We start from the raw sequence: 17,182 nt of genomic DNA, 5'->3' as shown, positions 1-17,182 counted from the left end.
GGCCCTAGATGGTTAAACGAGTGATGGCACTAGATGGTTAGAGTGGGGGACATGACTGATACCCAAAGCAATAATCAGACCCAGACCGTAACCATGTTCTTCGACGCTATCTGCCCCTTCGCCTGGGTAACCAGCCGCTGGCTGATGGAGGTGCAAGAGGTTCGCGACGTGGAGGTGAAGTTCCAGCCGATGAGCCTTGCTGTGCTGAACGAGGGGCGCGATCTGGACCCCGCCTACCGCGAGAAAATGGATGCCGCGTGGGCACCGGCGCGCGTGGCCACCGCAATCTGGCAGAAGCACCCGGAGAACCTCTCCGCCTGGTACACCGCGATGGGCACCAAAATCCACAACGAGGAGCGCGCGGATGTAAACGACCCGCACGGCTATGACGAACTGATCGCCGAGGCTTTGGAAAAGGCGGAGCTGCCCGCCGACCTGGCGAAGTACGGCCACCTGGGCGCGGACGAGGAAGGTTCTTTCGAGGCACAGCTGCGCGAGTCTCAGGACAAGGCGATTGAGCTGGTGGGCGACGAAGTTGGCACCCCGGTGGTGCAGTTGGGCGACGTGGCTTTCTTCGGTCCGGTCATCACCCGTATCCCGCGCGGAGAGGAGGCCGGCAAACTGTTTGACGCTTCCGTGACTCTGGCAGCGAACCCGCACTTCTTCGAGCTGAAGCGTTCTCGCACCGAAGCGCCCGTAGCGGAGTAGTGGCACGGCACAGCCCCGCGTGGGGCTGGGGGGGCGACCGGGGTAGACCGGCTAGACTGGCACCATGCGTATTTACCTAGGTGCAGATCATGCCGGTTTTGAAATGAAGAACGTGATTAAGGATCACTTGAACTCCAAGGACTTCGAGGTTGTGGACTGCGGTGCCCACACTTACGACGCCAACGACGACTACCCGGCTTTCTGCATTGCAGCGGCCAAGTCCGTGGTGGAGGACGAGGGCTCGCTGGGCATCGTACTCGGCGGTTCCGGCAATGGCGAGCAGATTGCCGCTAACAAGGTTCCGGGTGCACGTTGTGCGCTGGCGTGGTCCGTGGAGACCGCGAAGCTGGCTCGCGAACACAACAACGCCCAGCTGATCGGACTGGGCGGTCGTATGCACTCCGAGGAGGAGGCGTTGGCGATTGTGGATGCTTTCGTTTCCCAGCCGTGGTCCGAGGCAGAGCGCCACCAGCGCCGCATTGACATTCTGGCTGAGTACGAGCGCACGGGCGAAGCCCCTGCGCTGCCGGAGAACTAATTAGCTATCTTGCTGCAGAACTAAAACTACTTTTCCGCGGTGGTACCGGATGCGTTCCAGGTGCCATCGCGTTTTTGCTGCCACTCCTTGACAACGTTGGAGTCCCACAAGGTCAAGCCGTGGTATTTCGCCACTGGTTGAGGTGCGCGGCCGCGGCCTGCGTAGCTAGTGAAGGTGCCGCGAGCAGTGCCGGAAAACTCTGCGCACTGCGATGCAGTCCAGAGTTCCGTTCCGGTTTTTTTGTCGACGATGATTGGTTCCATAAAATATGAATTTACCGTGCGCATTTAACACTCTCAATAGGAAACGCTATGTTGCTACACCTGCATACCCCCGCAACCATGCAGGTCGATAGCTGTTTTCTGGGTCACTTTGTTAGATGGTGGGGTGCATGGTGTAACATCGCACAACGTAACGGAAGCAAGCTTCCAGTGGGAATGTCGTATAGTGGCTAATACCTCAGCCTTCCAAGCTGAAGACGCGGGTTCGATTCCCGTCATTCCCTCCACTTCTTAAGGCAGTTCCCCCTTAGGCGCGATCGGGTCGCGGCATGGGGGAGCTGCCGTTTTGTATTTCTCCGTCGGCAGCCAGTAAAGTAACGGGCGCAACGTCGCTAGAGTGGCGTGCAAGAATCGGGATATGGCGCAGTTTGGTAGCGCACTCGCTTTGGGAGCGAGGGGTCGCAGGTTCAAATCCTGTTATCCCGACATTTTTATGTTCACTGTTTTTAGTGGCGCCCCCTGTGGTGCGTCGCTTTAAATAGGTGACATGGGGGTTCGCAGTGTGGGGCGGCGAGTGTGGCGTGGCGTTAGGGAAGATGAAAACCCGACCCCCGCGTGAGGCGGTCGGCGATGGTTCTATAAAATTGAGCACCGACCGTATAAGCGCTGCGAGACGAACGACGACCGCGGTGCCAAAGAAGCTATCAATACACAGGAGTGTGCATTCGTGAAGAGCTCTGTAGAAAAGCTGAGCACCACCCGCACCAAGCTCACGATTGAGGTTCCATTCGAGGAGCTTAAGCCAGAGTTCGATAAGGCCTACGCAACCCTCGCGCAGCAGGTAAACATGCCTGGCTTCCGCAAGGGTAAAGTTCCGGCGAAGATTCTGGAGGCTCGCCTGGGCCGTGGCGTTGTTCTGGATCAGGTCATCAACGAGATGCTGCCGTCTCGCTACAGCCAGGCTGTTGAAGAAAATGACGTGAAGGCCCTCGGCCAGCCGGAGATCGAGATCGCGGAGCTGGAGGACGGCAAGCACGTCACCTTCACCGCAGAGGTAGACGTCCGTCCGGAGATCGAGGTGCCGGACTTCTCCGACATCTCCGTCGAGGTTGCGCCGCTGAAGGCCGATGACGAGGCCATCGACGAGGAGCTGAAGAACCTGCAGGCTCGTTTCGGCACCCTGAAGCCGGCCGATCGTGCAGTGGAAAAGGGCGACTTCGTTTCCATCGACCTGTCCGCCACCATCGACGGCGAGACTGTCGACGAGGCCACCACCGAGGGGCTGTCCCACGAGGTTGGTAACGACTCTCTGATCGAGGGTCTGGATGACGCTCTGATCGGCATGAAGGAGGGCGAGGAGTCCACCTTCACCTCCAAGCTGGTTGCCGGTGAGCATGCTGATGAAGAGGCTGAGGTCACCGTCAAGGTCGGATCCGTTAAGGAGCGTGAGCTGCCGGAGCTGGACGACGACTTCGCGCAGCTGGCCAGCGAGTTCGACACCCTGGACGAGCTGAAGGAGTCCCTGAAGGGCCAGGTCGAGCAGCAGCTGAAGAACACCCAGGCCGGCGAGATCCGCGACAAGGTTCTGGCCGCTGCGCTGGAGAAGACCGAGTTCGAGCTGCCCGAGGGTGTTGTTAAGGAGCAGGTCAACGCTCAGATCCAGCAGATCATCCAGCAGTTCGGTGGCGACGAGAAGGTCTTCGAATCCATGCTGGCTGCCCAGGACATGTCCCGCGAGAAGTTCGAAGAGGATGCACGCAGCTCCGCTGAGGATTCCGTGCGTACCCAGTTGTTCCTAGACGCTGTTGCGGACGAGGAGCAGCCGGAGGTTTCCCAGGAAGAGCTGATGGACCACATCGCCTTCACTGCCAACCAGTACGGCATGGATCCGAACCAGTTCATCATGCAGCTGCAGCAGGCCGGCCAGCTGGGCAGCCTGTTCGCTGACGTTCGCCGTGGCAAGGCTCTGGCACTGAACATCGCCAAGACCACCGTGAAGGACACCGACGGTGCGGACGTGGATCCGAAGGAGTACTTCGGCGACATCGACGCTGACGGCAACGAAGCGGACAAGGCGGAGGAACCGAAGAAGGCTCCGGCTAAGAAGTCCGCCAAGTCCACGGCTAAGAAGTCCGCCAAGTCCACGGCTGAGAAGGCTCCGGCCAAGAAGACCACCAAGTCCACCGCCAAGAAGTCCACCGCCAAGAAGTCGACGGCTAAGAAGTCCACCACGAAGAAGGCCACCAAGTCGACGGCTAAGAAGTCCACCGCGAAGAAGGCCACCAAGTCGACCGCTAAGAAGTCCACTGCCAAGAAGACCACCAAGAAGGCAGCGGAGAAGAAGGAAGACTAATAGTTTTCCTTCACCGCCGGGATCTCCTCGCGAGGTTCTGGCGGTTTTCTTTTATGCCCCGCTGTATCCCGCTGGAGTGCCGTGCGCTGACAGCGAACAACCCCACCAGGACACACGTTTTATCCGTGGGTGTGACTAGGCTGGGGCGCATACAAAAATGAACTTTCGTAATACTTTTGGCAAGGAGCGAAGTTGAGTTCGGAAACCCCTAACCCTAGAGACTCAGTCTACGAGCGCCTGCTGCGCGAGCGAATCATCTTCCTGGGAAGCCAGGTGGATGACGAGATCGCCAACGAGCTGTGCGCCCAGATCCTGCTGCTGTCCGCAGAGGATCCGACGCGCGACATCAGCCTGTACATCAACTCTCCCGGTGGCTCCGTCACCGCGGGCATGGCGATTTACGACACGATGAAGTATGCACCGTGCGACATCGCCACCTACGGGATGGGCCTGGCGGCGTCTATGGGTCAGTTCCTGCTGTCCGCAGGCACCAAGGGCAAGCGCTACGCTTTGCCGCACGCCCGCATCATGATGCACCAGCCTTCCGCAGGCGTTGGCGGTACCGCTGCAGACATCGCCATCCAGGCGGAGCAGTTCGCATACACCAAGCGCGAGATGGCGGAGCTGATCGCGGAGTTCACCGGCCAGACGGTTGAGCAGATCACCAAGGATTCCGACCGCGACCGTTGGTTCACGGCCGAGCAGGCCAAGGAGTACGGCTTCGTCGACCACGTCATCACCTCTGCAAAGGAGAGCTAAGACATGTCAGAGATGCAGATGCCAGAAATGCGGTACATCCTGCCGTCGTTCGTGGAGCACTCCAGCTACGGCGCGAAGGAATCCAACCCCTACAACAAGCTGTTCGAGGAGCGCATCATCTTCCTGGGTACCCAGGTGGACGATGCTTCCGCCAACGACATCATGGCGCAGCTGCTGGTGCTGGAGGGTCTGGATCCGGACCGAGACATCACGATGTACATCAACTCTCCCGGCGGTTCCTTCACCAGTCTGATGGCCATTTACGACACGATGCAGTACGTTCGCCCGGACGTGCAGACTGTCTGCTTGGGCCAGGCCGCTAGCGCAGCCGCCGTGCTGCTGGCTGCGGGTACGCCGGGTAAGCGTGCTGCGCTGCCGAACGCTCGCGTGCTGATCCACCAGCCCGCCACCGGCGGAGTGCAGGGGCAGGTTTCCGACCTGGAGATCCAGGCCAAGGAGATCGAGCGTATGCGCAAGCTGATGGAAGAGACGCTGGCTCGCCACACGGGAAAGACCGCTGAGCAGGTGCGCATCGATACCGACCGCGACAAGATCCTGACGGCCGAGGAGGCCAAGGCGTACGGCATCGTCGACCAGGTCTTCGACTACCGCAAGCTGTCGGCTCAGAAGTAGCGCTATAGTCGCTCTGCGCCCCACCCCACGTGCGGATTCCGAAGTAATAGTTCTGAATCCATACACGTGGGTTAACTCTGTATTAAGCCTTCCGTTCTAGCTTTTTCTGTGTGGATAGACAGAAAAAATTCAACCGTCGCACAGTTCTCGGGGGTCTTCTCGGCACCGCTGCCGGCGCCGCGGGGCTTAAGGCTAGTTCCCGTGCTGCAGCCCAGGCGCAAGTGGGATCCGCCACAGGTTCTCTGGGGCCGCTGGGTTACACCGGCTCCCTACAGGGAAAAGATCAATACCTCGGAGCTACCCCGTTGCCAGAGCAGGTGGTCACCGACGGAACCGTACCGGTTGACGACTACCCAGGCTGCACACCCTGGCCGTTCATTCACGGTGTCTCCTCCGGAGACCCACTGCAGGACCGTGTGATCATCTGGACCCGCATCACTATCGACGAGCGCGACCCGAACGGCGCACCGGGTGCAAATCCGGAAGGCGCTGAGCCAGAGGTCGCCTGGACTGTTGCGCGGAACCCGGATCTGACGGACGTGGTGGCGTCTGGAACCCAAAAGGCAATCGCAGAGCACGACTGGACCATCAAGGTTGACGTCACCGGGCTCGACGCAGAAACGACCTACTACTACCAGTTCAGCCACGATGGTAAGAACTCCATCGTCGGGCGTACCCGCACCGCGACCAAGCCCGGCTCTGCCGAAGCTCGCCTAGCCGTGATGAGCTGCACCAGTTACTGGTCCTCCCACTGGACGGGACTGCAGCTGCTGGCGGACCGGAACGACGTGGACCTGGTGGTGCATCTCGGCGACTATTTGTACGACTTCATCGACGGCAATGAGGCCGTGCGCTCCCGTGCGCCGCTCAGCCACCTCACTCACCCCGACAACCGCGATTGGAAGAACCTCGATGAGGTAAGGCGCCGCTACGCGCTTTACCGTTCGGATCCACAGTTCGTCGCCGCGCACCAGCAGCATCCCTGGATGATCGTGTGGGACAACCACGACGTGGATCCGAACTATGGCAACGAGCTCGAGGTCCCCGAAATCCCTATCGAAGAGACGATCACGCTCGAAGACACTTGCCGGGCATTCTGGGAATGGACCCCTTCCCGTCCAGTGAAGGCCGACGGTAGCGGGGAATTTCTGCTGGTAGACGACGGCAGCTACCCGGTGCCCGAAGACGTTACACTGTGCTACCGCAACTTGGACTACGGAGACCTGCTATCGATCTCTGCAATCGACGCGCAGCTGGGGCTGCCGCGGTACGAGCGGGAACTGGACAACACCCACCTAGATCACATCAAGCCCGGTGCGCCAACGCTATTGGGTAAGACCCAGTTCGACTGGCTATCGGAATCCCTGCGGGATGCGGAAGACCGCGGGGTGCTGTGGAAGGTTATTGCCAACCAGGCGTGGTTCTCTCCGATGGATACGCCCGACATCGTGGAGGGATCCACGGGGGCCACCAAGGCGAAGTTCGGGCTGAGTCGGTGGTCTAAGTACCCGGAGGAAAAGAAGGCGATTGTTGAACTGCTACGCCTCGACGTCCCGAACTCCGTGATGGTCTCCGGCGATGCCCACGGCAACCTCGGCTCAGACATTCTTTCTGCCTCCACGCCGTTTAACCCGTACTATCCTGGCCCCGCAGGTAACAACCGTCGTTCCGGCGCCCAGCAAGGTAACCGCAATGCGGGCGCGGTGCGCACGGCCACCGGCAACAGTGCGCGGAAAAACGCCCGCAAGTACTCCGCCGGTGTGGAGTTTGCGCCCAGCTCTATGGGGCGTGGTGGGGCAGACGACGCTATTGCGGGGGCTCTACCGGTCGGGTCGGCAACAGTCATTACAGCGACCCGCGCTGCGGAACAGGCTTTGCTGAACCTGAACCCGTCCGCACAGTTCATGGAGTGGGCCGATCACGGCTACGGCATTGTGCACTTGACTCGCGATTCCGCGATCTTCGAGTTCTGGTGGCAGGACAAGTTCAACCCGCGGGCACGCGATGTGCTGGGGCACCAAATGATTGCCTGGGCGCGGGAAGATAGATCTACCCACCCGCCGCGCTACCGCCAGCAGATCGATGCGGTTACGCTGCACGGTTTGCCCGTCGAACCCACCCGCGGTACACGTCAGTCTGCACCGGCTCCGGCCGCCGAGTTCGTGGAGATGCCACCGAAGTTGGGGCAGCGGTAGTGGGGCAGCGGTAGGGGACTCGCGGGGCGTGATGTTTCGCGGGGAATTCGGCGTGGCGCGGTAGAATCGTAGGCCTATGAGGGTGCTAATCTAGCTGTCCCGCAAGTTACCCGACCCAAGAAAGCCTGATTTCCCGCATGCCTGAAAGCGCAGAGCTCCTGAAGTGCTCCTTCTGTGGAAAGAGCCAGAAGCAGGTCCGCAAGCTGATTGCCGGCCCTGGTGTTTACATTTGCGACGAATGCATCGAGCTTTGTAACGAGATCATCGAAGAGGAACTGCTGGCCGTCGATCCCGCCGAGGGGTCGGCGAAGCTGCCGAAACCCGCTGCCATCGCGGAGTTCCTGGATAACTACGTGATCGGCCAGGACGAGGCTAAGCGCACCTTGGCTGTTGCGGTATACAACCACTACAAGCGCATCCAGGTTGAGGAATCGAACGCCGCGGCTCGTCGCTCGGACGACGAAGTAGAGCTGGCGAAATCCAACATTCTTATGCTCGGCCCGACGGGTTCGGGTAAGACGTATCTGGCCCAGTCCCTCGCCCGCATGCTCGATGTGCCTTTTGCTATTGCGGACGCCACCAGTTTGACCGAAGCCGGCTATGTCGGTGAGGACGTAGAAAACATTCTGCTGAAGCTCTTGCAGGCAGCCGACTTCGATGTGGCCAAGGCGCAGCGCGGCATTATCTACGTGGACGAGGTAGACAAGATCTCCCGCAAATCCGAGAACCCGTCTATCACCCGCGACGTTTCCGGTGAAGGCGTGCAGCAGGCTCTGCTGAAGATCCTGGAAGGCACCGTCGCTGCTGTGCCGCCGCAGGGTGGCCGCAAGCACCCGAACCAGGAGTTCATCCAGTTCGACACGAAGAACGTGCTGTTCATCGTGGCCGGTGCGTTCTCTGGGCTGGAAAAGGTCATCTCCGAGCGCCGCGGCAAGAAGGGGCTGGGCTTCGGTGCGGAGATCAGCGCGAAGTCCGAGGAAGATCCGAACCCGTTCCAGTTCGTGGAGCCAGAGGACTTGGTGAAGTTCGGCCTTATCCCAGAGCTGATCGGCCGCTTGCCCGTGCTGACCCACGTCGGGCACCTGGACGAGGAAGCCCTCGTGCGCGTGCTGACCGAGCCGAAGAACTCTTTGGTGCGCCAGTACCAGCGTCTGTTTGAGATGGACGGCGTGCGCCTGACTTTCGAGGATGAGGCACTGCAAGAGATCGCCCAGAAGGCTCTGGCGCGCGAGACGGGTGCCCGTGGCTTGCGTTCCATCATGGAGACCCTGCTCCTGCCGACCATGTTCGCCATCCCGGAAGATGAGGAAACCGGCGAGGTCATCATCACCGGCGCATGTGCGCGCGGTGAGGCGGAACCTACCCGGCTGACTCACGAAGAGGTAGCCAAGCGGGATAAGAAGAGCGCCTAGTCGTGGTAGAGGTCCGATGAGGCCGAGGGGGTGCCTTCGTCCCCACCCTCTTCGATATGCGAATCGCTGTAGAGCGACGCGGCGACTGAGGAACCAATCACCGAAGAGTGCGAAGCATGCGTGTATGAAGCACCCTGCTTGGTCGGCATCGTGGTGGTGAGGAAAGCAATGACTGCATCGCAGGTTAGATCGCGCAAGCCGGCTTCGTTGTAGGGGTCGGCGGAATCCATGCCGTACAGGGCGTGGAACGTAGCACCCTGGGTGACGGCGAAAGAACACAGCGAGGTAATCAGCGCGTACGTATCCTCGGCGGACACGCCACTGCGGAACGCCCCGATGTCATGGCCGCGCATGAGTACACGATCCAAGTGCAACACGACCGGCGAATCCTCCAGCACTCCCACGCGGTGCACAAGCTCCGGATCGCCCAAAATGTTTTCCGCCACGATGAGGCGCACGGCATCCGGGTGGGTTGCAAAGCGGGTAAAAGTGGCTGCGACGAGGCGGCGCATGTCGCGCACTGGAGAGCAGTCGAGCTCTGGGTTGTCGTAGCCATGCACCGGCACCGGCCAGATGGAGGAGTGTGCGTAGCGCAGCGCTTCTTCGAAGAGTCGCTGTGGGGAATCCAGCAGCAGGCAGTCGTGGGGCAGACGCGCGGCCTGGGCGATTGCGGCTAAGTGTTCGGGTGTATAGGCAGCCCCGACTCGCGTGGCAATGGTCACGGCGGTATTCATCGCCTGGATGTACTGCTGTTCGCTGAGGCTGTACCAGGCCGCTGAAGCGGGAAGGTGGGGCTTGTTCTGCACCAATTCAGTTTATCTATGGAGCAGCTTCGCCTGCAGCGATGTGCAGTTATCGCTGCCACGTGCGGGGGTGGCGGGGAGCGCGGAAGTGCGAGCCATGCAGGCTGTCGGGCGGGTTATTACAGTGGGGAGAGGATCTAAGAAATCTTTCGCACATACTCTGTTTATCTGTTTTAAGGAGCCCCGCGTGACCACCAACAACCAGAATGCCGTTACCGTCACCGTTACGGGTGCGGGCGGCCAGATTGGCTACTCCCTGCTGTTTCGCATTGCCAAGGGCGAGGTGTTCGGCGACCGCGTGGTCAATCTGCGCCTGCTGGAAACCGAGCAAGGCGTGCAGGCTGCCCGTGGCGTGGCTCTGGAGCTGGCCGACTGCGCCTACCCGTTGTTGGGCGAGGTCACCATCACCACCGACATCAACGAGGGCTTCGAGGGCACCAACGCGGCCTTTCTGGTGGGCGCTAAGCCGCGCCAAAAGGGCGAGGAGCGCGCTGACCTGCTGGCCGCCAACGGCAAGATCTTCGGCCCACAGGGCAAGGCCATCGCGGAGCACGCCGCCGACGATGTGCGCGTGATTGTGGTGGGCAACCCGGCTAACACCAACGCCGCCATCGTGGCTGCGCATGCAGAGGGGCTGGATCCGCGCCGCGTTACTGCCTTGACCCGCCTGGATCACAACCGTGGTCTGGCGCAAGTGGCAGAGAAGCTGGGCGTGGCCGTGCGCGACCTGAAGAACATGACCGTGTGGGGCAACCACTCCGCCTCCCAGTTCCCGGACGTGGCTGAGCTGACCCTGAACGGTGAGAAGGTCGCGGATAAGTTGGACGAAGCCTGGGTGAATGAGGAGTTCATTCCGCGCGTAGCCAAGCGCGGCGCGGAGATCATCGAGGTGCGCGGGCGCTCCTCCGCGGCCTCTGCAGCCAATGGTGCGCTGGACCACATGCGTGACTGGGTCAATGGCACCGCCGAGGGCGACTGGGTTTCCGTCGCTCTGCCGTCCGACGGCTCCTACGGTATTCCAGAGGGCCTGGTGTTCTCCTTCCCTTGCCGCTCCGTTAATGGTGAGTGGGAGATCGTACAGGGTCTGGAAATCAGCCCGGCACAGCAGGAGCGCATCGACGCGAACGTCAAGGAGCTGCAGGAAGAAAAGGCTGCCGTCGAGGCTGCTGGCCTGTTGTAGGCCGGGGTTGTACGCCCTGTCCGGGGCGTCTACTAGACTGGGCAAGCGTGAGTGACTCCAGTTCTAAGGCAAATGGCTCTAACCAGATTGGTGCCGACCGCTCGGCACAGCTCCCCGCGGCATGGGATCCCGCCGCAGTAGAGGAAAACCTCTACCAGGGGTGGGTCGATTCCGGCTACTTCAAGGCTGATCCGTCCAGCGACAAGCCGCCCTTCAGCATCGTGTTGCCGCCGCCGAACGTGACCGGCCAGTTGCACATGGGCCACGCGCTGGACCATACGCTGATGGATGCGATGGCTCGCCGCAAGCGTATGCAGGGCTTTGAAGTGCTGTGGCTGCCTGGTTCCGACCACGCAGGTATCGCCACGCAGACGAAGGTTGAAGCCAGCCTGAAGGAAACTGAGGGCAAGGATCGCTTCGACTACGGCCGCGAGGCCTTCATCGACAAGGTCTGGGAGTGGAAGGAACAGTACGGTGGCGTGATCCAGCGCCAGATGCGTGCTATCGGCGACTCGGTGGATTGGTCCCGCGAGCGATTCACGCTCGATGATGGCCTGTCCCGCGCCGTGCAGACCATGTTCAAGGAGCTTTTTGACGCCGGATTGATCTACCGGGCGAATCGCATGGTGAACTGGTCTCCGGTACTGCAGACTGCAATCTCTGATATCGAGGTGGTGTACTCCGATGACGAGGGCGAGCTGGTGAGCATCCGCTACGGCTCGCTGGACGATTCCGAGCCACACGTGATTGTGGCGACCACGCGAGTGGAGACGATGCTGGGTGATGTGGCAGTGGCCGTGCATCCAGAGGATGAGCGCTATGCGGATCTGGTGGGCAAGACGTTGCCGCACCCGTTCCTGTCGGATCGTCAGATGGTCGTTGTGGCCGACGACTACGTGGATCCGGAGTTCGGCACCGGTGCAGTAAAGATCACCCCGGCGCACGACCCGAATGACTTTGCGATGGGGCAGCGCCACGATCTGCCGATGCCGGTGATCATGGACGAGACCGGTCACATCGCGGATACTGGCACCGAGTTCGACGGCATGGAGCGCTACGAGGCGCGCGAGAAGATTCGCCTAGCGCTGGAGGAACAGGGCCGCATCGTGGCCCGCAAGTTCCCCTATGTGCACAGCGTGGGCCACTCCGAGCGCTCCAAGGAAGCCGTGGAGCCACGACTATCCGAGCAGTGGTTCGTCAAGGTGGAAGAGCTGGCGAAGATGTCCGGCGAGGCGATCCGTTCCGGAGACTCGGTGATTCACCCGGCTTCCCAGGAGCCGCGCTGGTTCGACTGGGTGGACGACATGCACGACTGGTGCATCTCCCGCCAGCTGTGGTGGGGCCACCGCATTCCGATCTGGTACGGCCCGAACGGCGAGATCGTGTGCTGTGGCCCGGATGATGAGGCCCCGACGGGCGAGGGCTGGCGCCAGGACGAGGACGTGCTGGACACCTGGTTCAGCTCCGCCCTGTGGCCGTTTTCTACGATGGGCTGGCCGGATAGCACCCCGGAGTTGGAGAAGTTCTATCCCACCAGCGTTTTGGTGACCGGCTACGACATTCTGTTCTTCTGGGTCGCCCGCATGATGATGTTCGCTACCTTCGCTTCCAAGCACACCAACGATGTGCTCGGAGAGGGAAAGGACGGGCGCCCGCAGATCCCGTTCGAGGACATCTTCCTGCACGGTCTGGTGCGCGATGAGCACGGCCGCAAGATGTCTAAATCCCTGGGCAATGGTATCGACCCGATGGACTGGGTGCGCGACTACGGCGCAGACGCGCTGCGCTTCACCCTGGCCCGCGGCGCAAACCCGGGCTCCGACCTGCCGGTGGGTGAGGATGCTGCGCAGTCCTCCCGTAACTTCGCCACCAAGCTGTACAACGCCACCAAGTTCGCACTCATGAACGGTGCGCACGTCGGCGAGCTGCCTGCCCGCGAGACGCTGACGGACGCAGACCGCTGGATCCTGGACCGCCTGGAGGAAGTCCGTCAGCTGGTGGACGACGCACTGAACCGCTACGAGTTCTCTCTGGCCAACGAAAACCTGTACCGCTTCGCCTGGGGTGAGTTCTGCGACTGGTACCTGGAGATCGCGAAGGTGCAGATCCCACGCGATTGGGAAGCTGCCACCGAAGAGCAGGTACAGCGAGGCATTAGCACCCAGATCGTGCTGGGCCGCGTGCTGGATGCGGTGCTGCGCCTACTGCACCCCGCCATGCCTTTTGTGACCGAAACGCTGTGGAAGGCGCTGACCGATGGGGAAGAGGGCTACTCCGAATCCCTGGTCACTGCCGACTGGCCGACCGCCGATCTGACCAACGGTGGGGCGGAAACGGACGCCGACGCTGTGCGCCGCATGGCGGACGTGGACAAGCTGGTTACCGAGCTGCGCCGCTTCCGTAGCGACCAGGGGGTGAAGCCCTCGCAGAAGGTGCCTGCGGCTCTGGACTTCGCCGCCGCTGACCTGGCCAACTTCGAGGGTGCCGTGCGCTCCCTGGTGCGTCTGGAGACCCCGGAAGATGGTTTCGCCGAGACGGCCTCTATTGAGGTGCGGCTGTCCCAGGCCACCATCGCCGTGCAACTGGATACCTCCGGCACTGTCGACGTGGCCGCGGAGCGCAAGCGCCTGGAAAAGGACCTCGCGGCCGCGCAGAAGGAACTGGATAACGCAGCGAAGAAGCTGGGCAATGAAAACTTCCTGGCCAAGGCGCCGGAGAAGGTTGTCGAAGGCATCCGCGAGCGCCAGCGCGTGGCGCAGGAAGAATTCGATCGCATCACCACCCGACTGGAAGGCCTGCCGCAGGCATGACCGACGACGAGATCACCGAGGGCAAGCTCGGGGATGACTACCCGGGAGAGGTCACACTCGACGATGCAGGTCTAGCCCTGCCTATCGACGGTGTGGGGGCGGATGAGGCCGAGGTGGCGTCGCCACAGAAAAGACCCATCACGCCCGACGACCTGACCGCGTTGGCTGAGGTCGATGCGGAGCTGAACCAGAGGTGGCCGGAGACCAAGATCGACCCGACGCTGGAGCGCGTGGAGATGCTGATGGATCTGCTCGGCCACCCAGAACGAGCGTTCCCGGTGATCCACGTAGCGGGCACCAACGGCAAGACCTCCGTAGTGCGGATGATCGAGGCGCTGATGCGCGCGTTCCACCGCCGTACCGGGCGGACAACCAGCCCGCACCTGCAGATCGTTACCGAACGCATTGCCATCGACGGACAGCCGCTACATCCGCGCGATTACGTGGACACCTGGCGCGACATCCAGCCAATGGTGGAGATGGTGGATGCGAAGAGCGAGGCCGAGGGTGGGCCGCAGATGAGCAAGTTCGAGGTGCTGGTGGCCATGGCCTATGCGGCCTTTGCCGATGCGCCGGTGGACGTTGCCGTGGTGGAGACGGGCATGGGCGGTCGCTGGGATGCGACGAACGTGGTGAACTCCGACGTAGCCGTAATCACGCCGATTGGATTGGACCATACGGACTATCTGGGCGACACACTGGAGGAAATCGCAGGCGAAAAGGCGGGCATCATCAAGGCCCGCTGGGATGCCGACGACCTGCTGACCCCACCCGATAACGTGACTATCGTTGCCGAGCAGGATCCCGCGGCGATGCGTGTGGTGCTGGAAGAAGCCGTGTCGAAAGATTCTGCCGTCGCCCGCGCGGGGAGCGAGTTCGGTGTGGTCTCCAGCCAGATTGCCGTCGGCGGGCAGACCGTGACTATCCGCGGGTTGTCCGGGGAATACGAGGACATCTTCCTGCCGCTATCCGGCGAGCACCAGGCGCGCAACGCCGCCGTCGCACTGGCCGCGGTGGAGGCGTTCTTCGGCGCCGGGGCAGAGCGCCAGCTGGATGTGGACACAGTGCGGGAGGGTTTCGCCACTGTCGCCTCGCCCGGTCGCCTGGAACGTGTGCGCTCTACCCCGAGCGTGTTTATTGATGCCTCGCATAATCCCCACGGTGCGAAAGCCCTGGCTGCGGCCATCGACCGCGACTTCGAGTTCCGCAGGTTGGTCGGCGTGGTCGGCGTACTGGGGGACAAGGATGCCCGCGGAATCCTGGCCGCCCTGGAGCCGGTGATGGACGAAGTCGTGGTGACGGAGGTGAACTCTCCGCGTGCTCTGCCCGTGGACGTGCTGGCCGAGTACGCCCGAGATGCATTCGGCGAGGAGCGCGTGCACGTGGCTACTAACCTGCCCGGTGCCGTGGAGATCGCCACCCAGTTGGCAGAAGATGACGAGGACGGTGTGCTGTCCGGCGCGGGCGTGCTAATTACCGGTTCGGTCGTGACGGCCGGCGAAGCCCGCACGTTGTTCGGTAAGGAACCGTCATAGAGGCCAACGCTGGCGCTTACGCCTGCGCCGAAAACATTTCTAACCGGAAGATCTAACAAGGAGCTGCATAATCGTGGCACAGAACCCGCACACCCGCAGTCAGGCTGGCGAGGGGCGTGAGCAGGCCGAATACGGCCCACTGGGCCCGGGGCAGGCCCCGGCGAACGATCCGCTGAAGGGCCTGCGTGGAGTGATGGCCGGAACGCACATCATGGAAGCCATCGTGATCCTGCTGGTGCTCACAGTCATTACCCGTGTGGATGCCGGTGCATCCGCCACGACCTTCAACATGGCCTACGTCATTGGCCTGGGCGGAGCCATGATTGTCGCGGCATTCCTGCAGAGTTTGAAGTGGGCCGACTGGCTGAACATTGCCTTGCAGGTGCTGGCTGTCGCAGGCTTCATCGTCCACCCGGCGATGGGGGCCATGGGCGTGATCTTCGCGCTGTGTTGGTGGTACATCTATCACTTGCGCTCGAACCTGGTGCGCCGTATGCAGCGTGGTCTGTTGCCTTCGCAGCACCTCGATGAAGAAGGGAACGTGCGTCGCCCGGCTACCCCCGCTGACTAGTCTTCATGACGCCACATTTGCACCGCCTTTAACACCAGTAACATTCAACTGGGAATACCCTTAAGTGGGGGTAAGTCTCCCGCTACCCCCGAATGTGGTTTACTATCCGGTGCATGACGTTAACGCGCCGTGCATTCTTCCGTTCTTCCACCGCCCTGGGGGCCGCCGTTGGAGGTTCCCTCCTCTTTGCCAACCGCAACAATATGGGGGTCTTCTCCTCCGCTGACGACGCACTCCCTGGTGAAGATCCCGCCGGAGCTGCCGGCGCACCGACCCCTGCCGAGCAAGAGGGCTTCACCGGAACGGGAATCGGCGTCAACCAAAAGGGCGAGCTACCCGGAGGCACCGGGTACCTCACGATCACCTTTGCGCCCGCGGCAGGTGAGGGTGCGCAGGCGACCTTGCGCTTCGAGTCTGCAGCTGGCCACACCGAAGACCGAGTGGTCCACCCAGAGGCGCACGACCGTGAGGGCGACGATTCCGCGCTGAAGTCCGAGCCCGTAGAGCTGCCCGAGGGTGCCACTGCCGTGTGGCTGCCCGGCGAGGTTAACGACTCGGCGACGCGCCTGTTCCTCCATATTGTGGAGGCTCCGAAGGGGCAGGAAGAGCAGATCTTCGGAGCGGGCATTGCGCCCTATGCTGCACCGATGGACTTGCCCTCAAACCCGGCTGAGCTGCAAAGCAGTCTGGAAACCGGAGCTGCGGCCGTGGTTGGTTCACTTGCGCTGGCGGGCACCATCGCCGGGATCCTGCAGTCCAGTGGCCTGGCCAACCCGGGTGCTCCGACTCCAGGTGGCGGCGCTGGTATCGGTGGCGCGAACGTGATCAACGGCCTGCGAGTGGTTTCCCGCCGCGAGTGGGGCGCGAACGAGTCGCTCATGGGGTGGACTCCCCGCTTCACCCGCGCACAGCTCATCACTGTGCACCACACGGCGATGGCCACTCCTGCCAACGGCGACTACGCCGCGAACGTCCGCAGCATCTACGCCTTCCACGCCTCCCGGGCGAACGGCGGCCGCGGCTGGGGCGACATCGGCTACCACCTGCTGATCGCCCCTGACGGCACCGTGTTCCAGGGGCGCACCACCGGCACGGACGGCCAGGCGGTCTTCCAGTCCGGCAGCCTGGGTGGTACGCCAATGTCTGTCACTGCAGGTCACGTGTACAACGCGAACGACGGCAACATCGGTGTGTGTCTGCTGGGCAACTTCATGCAGCAGGCGCCAACCCCCGCCGCCATCAACTCCCTCGTGCGTGTTCTGCGCCACCTGTGCCACGGTCTGGGGCTGGATCCCCGCGGCAGCGTGCGCTACGTCAACAACGCGGCCCGCCTGAACTTGACGCGCCGCACGATTACTGGCCACCGCGACTGGGGCGATGTCTCCACCGCAACGGCCTGCCCGGGTGATCGCGCATACGCGTTGATGGATCAGGTCCGCAGTCGCGTGTAGCGCCGGGGCGTTG

At 62.0% G+C, this 17,182-nt stretch carries 14 protein-coding genes and 2 tRNA genes; 14 read left to right on the top strand and 2 right to left on the bottom strand.

Translation table 11 applies throughout. From position 1 onward, the window contains the following. Positions 1-33: 33 nt before the first annotated feature. Positions 34-708 carry a disulfide bond formation protein DsbA gene (locus ACKFRT_RS05815; protein ID WP_408924665.1) on the top strand — a complete coding sequence of 225 codons (675 nt, stop codon included), beginning with the start codon at positions 34-36 and terminating at the stop codon, positions 706-708. A gap of 64 nt (positions 709-772) precedes the next feature. Continuing rightward, a complete protein-coding gene (locus tag ACKFRT_RS05810; protein WP_408924664.1) occupies positions 773-1,246 on the top strand; it encodes a ribose-5-phosphate isomerase in 474 nt (157 codons plus the stop codon). 26 nt (positions 1,247-1,272) lie between these two features. Here ACKFRT_RS05810 and ACKFRT_RS05805 read toward each other — a convergent pair whose 3' ends face one another. Next, positions 1,273-1,509, bottom strand: coding sequence for a hypothetical protein (locus ACKFRT_RS05805; RefSeq protein WP_408924663.1), 237 nt, complete (start codon positions 1,507-1,509; stop codon positions 1,273-1,275). Positions 1,510-1,679: 170 nt separating this feature from the next. On the opposite strand from ACKFRT_RS05805, the gene ACKFRT_RS05800 reads away from it, so the two are divergent. The 7 genes from ACKFRT_RS05800 (at position 1,680) to clpX (ending at position 8,819) form a co-directional block, all read left to right on the top strand. Further along, a tRNA-Gly gene (locus tag ACKFRT_RS05800) sits at positions 1,680-1,754 on the top strand. A 125-nt stretch (positions 1,755-1,879) separates the two neighbouring features. Continuing rightward, a tRNA-Pro gene (locus tag ACKFRT_RS05795) sits at positions 1,880-1,953 on the top strand. Between the two features lie 241 nt (positions 1,954-2,194). Next, positions 2,195-3,820, top strand: a complete 1,626-nt coding sequence (tig, locus tag ACKFRT_RS05790; RefSeq protein WP_408924662.1) for a trigger factor — start codon at positions 2,195-2,197, stop codon at positions 3,818-3,820. Between the two features lie 192 nt (positions 3,821-4,012). Continuing rightward, the gene (locus ACKFRT_RS05785) at positions 4,013-4,579 is read left to right on the top strand and encodes an ATP-dependent Clp protease proteolytic subunit (protein ID WP_296216175.1); all 567 of its coding nucleotides are present in this window, start codon (positions 4,013-4,015) and stop codon (positions 4,577-4,579) included. 3 nt (positions 4,580-4,582) lie between these two features. Then, entirely contained in the window at positions 4,583-5,212 is a 630-nt protein-coding gene (locus tag ACKFRT_RS05780) for an ATP-dependent Clp protease proteolytic subunit (RefSeq protein WP_408924661.1), read from the top strand. A 110-nt stretch (positions 5,213-5,322) separates the two neighbouring features. Beyond that, on the top strand, positions 5,323-7,407 hold the full coding sequence (locus tag ACKFRT_RS05775) for an alkaline phosphatase D family protein (protein ID WP_408924660.1): 2,085 nt from the start codon (positions 5,323-5,325) through the stop codon (positions 7,405-7,407). A 137-nt stretch (positions 7,408-7,544) separates the two neighbouring features. Next, complete coding sequence (gene clpX / locus ACKFRT_RS05770; RefSeq protein WP_296216171.1) at positions 7,545-8,819, top strand: ATP-dependent Clp protease ATP-binding subunit ClpX; 1,275 nt, start codon at positions 7,545-7,547, stop codon at positions 8,817-8,819. On the opposite strand, the gene ACKFRT_RS05765 is transcribed toward clpX, so the two are convergent. Then, the gene (locus ACKFRT_RS05765) at positions 8,816-9,625 is read right to left on the bottom strand and encodes a hypothetical protein (protein WP_296216170.1); all 810 of its coding nucleotides are present in this window, start codon (positions 9,623-9,625) and stop codon (positions 8,816-8,818) included. The genes clpX and ACKFRT_RS05765 overlap by 4 nt on opposite strands. A gap of 184 nt (positions 9,626-9,809) precedes the next feature. On the opposite strand from ACKFRT_RS05765, the gene ACKFRT_RS05760 reads away from it, so the two are divergent. The 5 genes from ACKFRT_RS05760 to ACKFRT_RS05740 all read left to right on the top strand — a co-directional run bounded on the left by ACKFRT_RS05760 (position 9,810) and on the right by ACKFRT_RS05740 (position 17,169). After that, the gene (locus tag ACKFRT_RS05760) at positions 9,810-10,802 is read left to right on the top strand and encodes a malate dehydrogenase (protein ID WP_408924659.1); all 993 of its coding nucleotides are present in this window, start codon (positions 9,810-9,812) and stop codon (positions 10,800-10,802) included. A gap of 47 nt (positions 10,803-10,849) precedes the next feature. Next, complete coding sequence (locus tag ACKFRT_RS05755; protein WP_408924658.1) at positions 10,850-13,612, top strand: valine--tRNA ligase; 2,763 nt, start codon at positions 10,850-10,852, stop codon at positions 13,610-13,612. Then, entirely contained in the window at positions 13,609-15,147 is a 1,539-nt protein-coding gene (folC, locus tag ACKFRT_RS05750; protein ID WP_408924657.1) for a bifunctional tetrahydrofolate synthase/dihydrofolate synthase, read from the top strand. Before ACKFRT_RS05755 ends, folC begins: the two co-directional genes overlap by 4 nt. A 73-nt stretch (positions 15,148-15,220) precedes the next feature. Next, complete coding sequence (locus ACKFRT_RS05745; RefSeq protein ID WP_296216162.1) at positions 15,221-15,718, top strand: DUF4233 domain-containing protein; 498 nt, start codon at positions 15,221-15,223, stop codon at positions 15,716-15,718. 113 nt (positions 15,719-15,831) lie between these two features. Beyond that, positions 15,832-17,169, top strand: a complete 1,338-nt coding sequence (locus ACKFRT_RS05740; RefSeq protein WP_408924656.1) for a peptidoglycan recognition family protein — start codon at positions 15,832-15,834, stop codon at positions 17,167-17,169. Positions 17,170-17,182 lie beyond the last annotated feature (13 nt).

Source organism: Corynebacterium jamesii, assembly GCF_046097395.1.
GTDB lineage: Bacteria > Actinomycetota > Actinomycetes > Mycobacteriales > Mycobacteriaceae > Corynebacterium.
The sequence above is the reverse complement of the archived record's forward strand: the minus strand, read 5'-3'. Positions and strand labels throughout refer to the sequence as shown.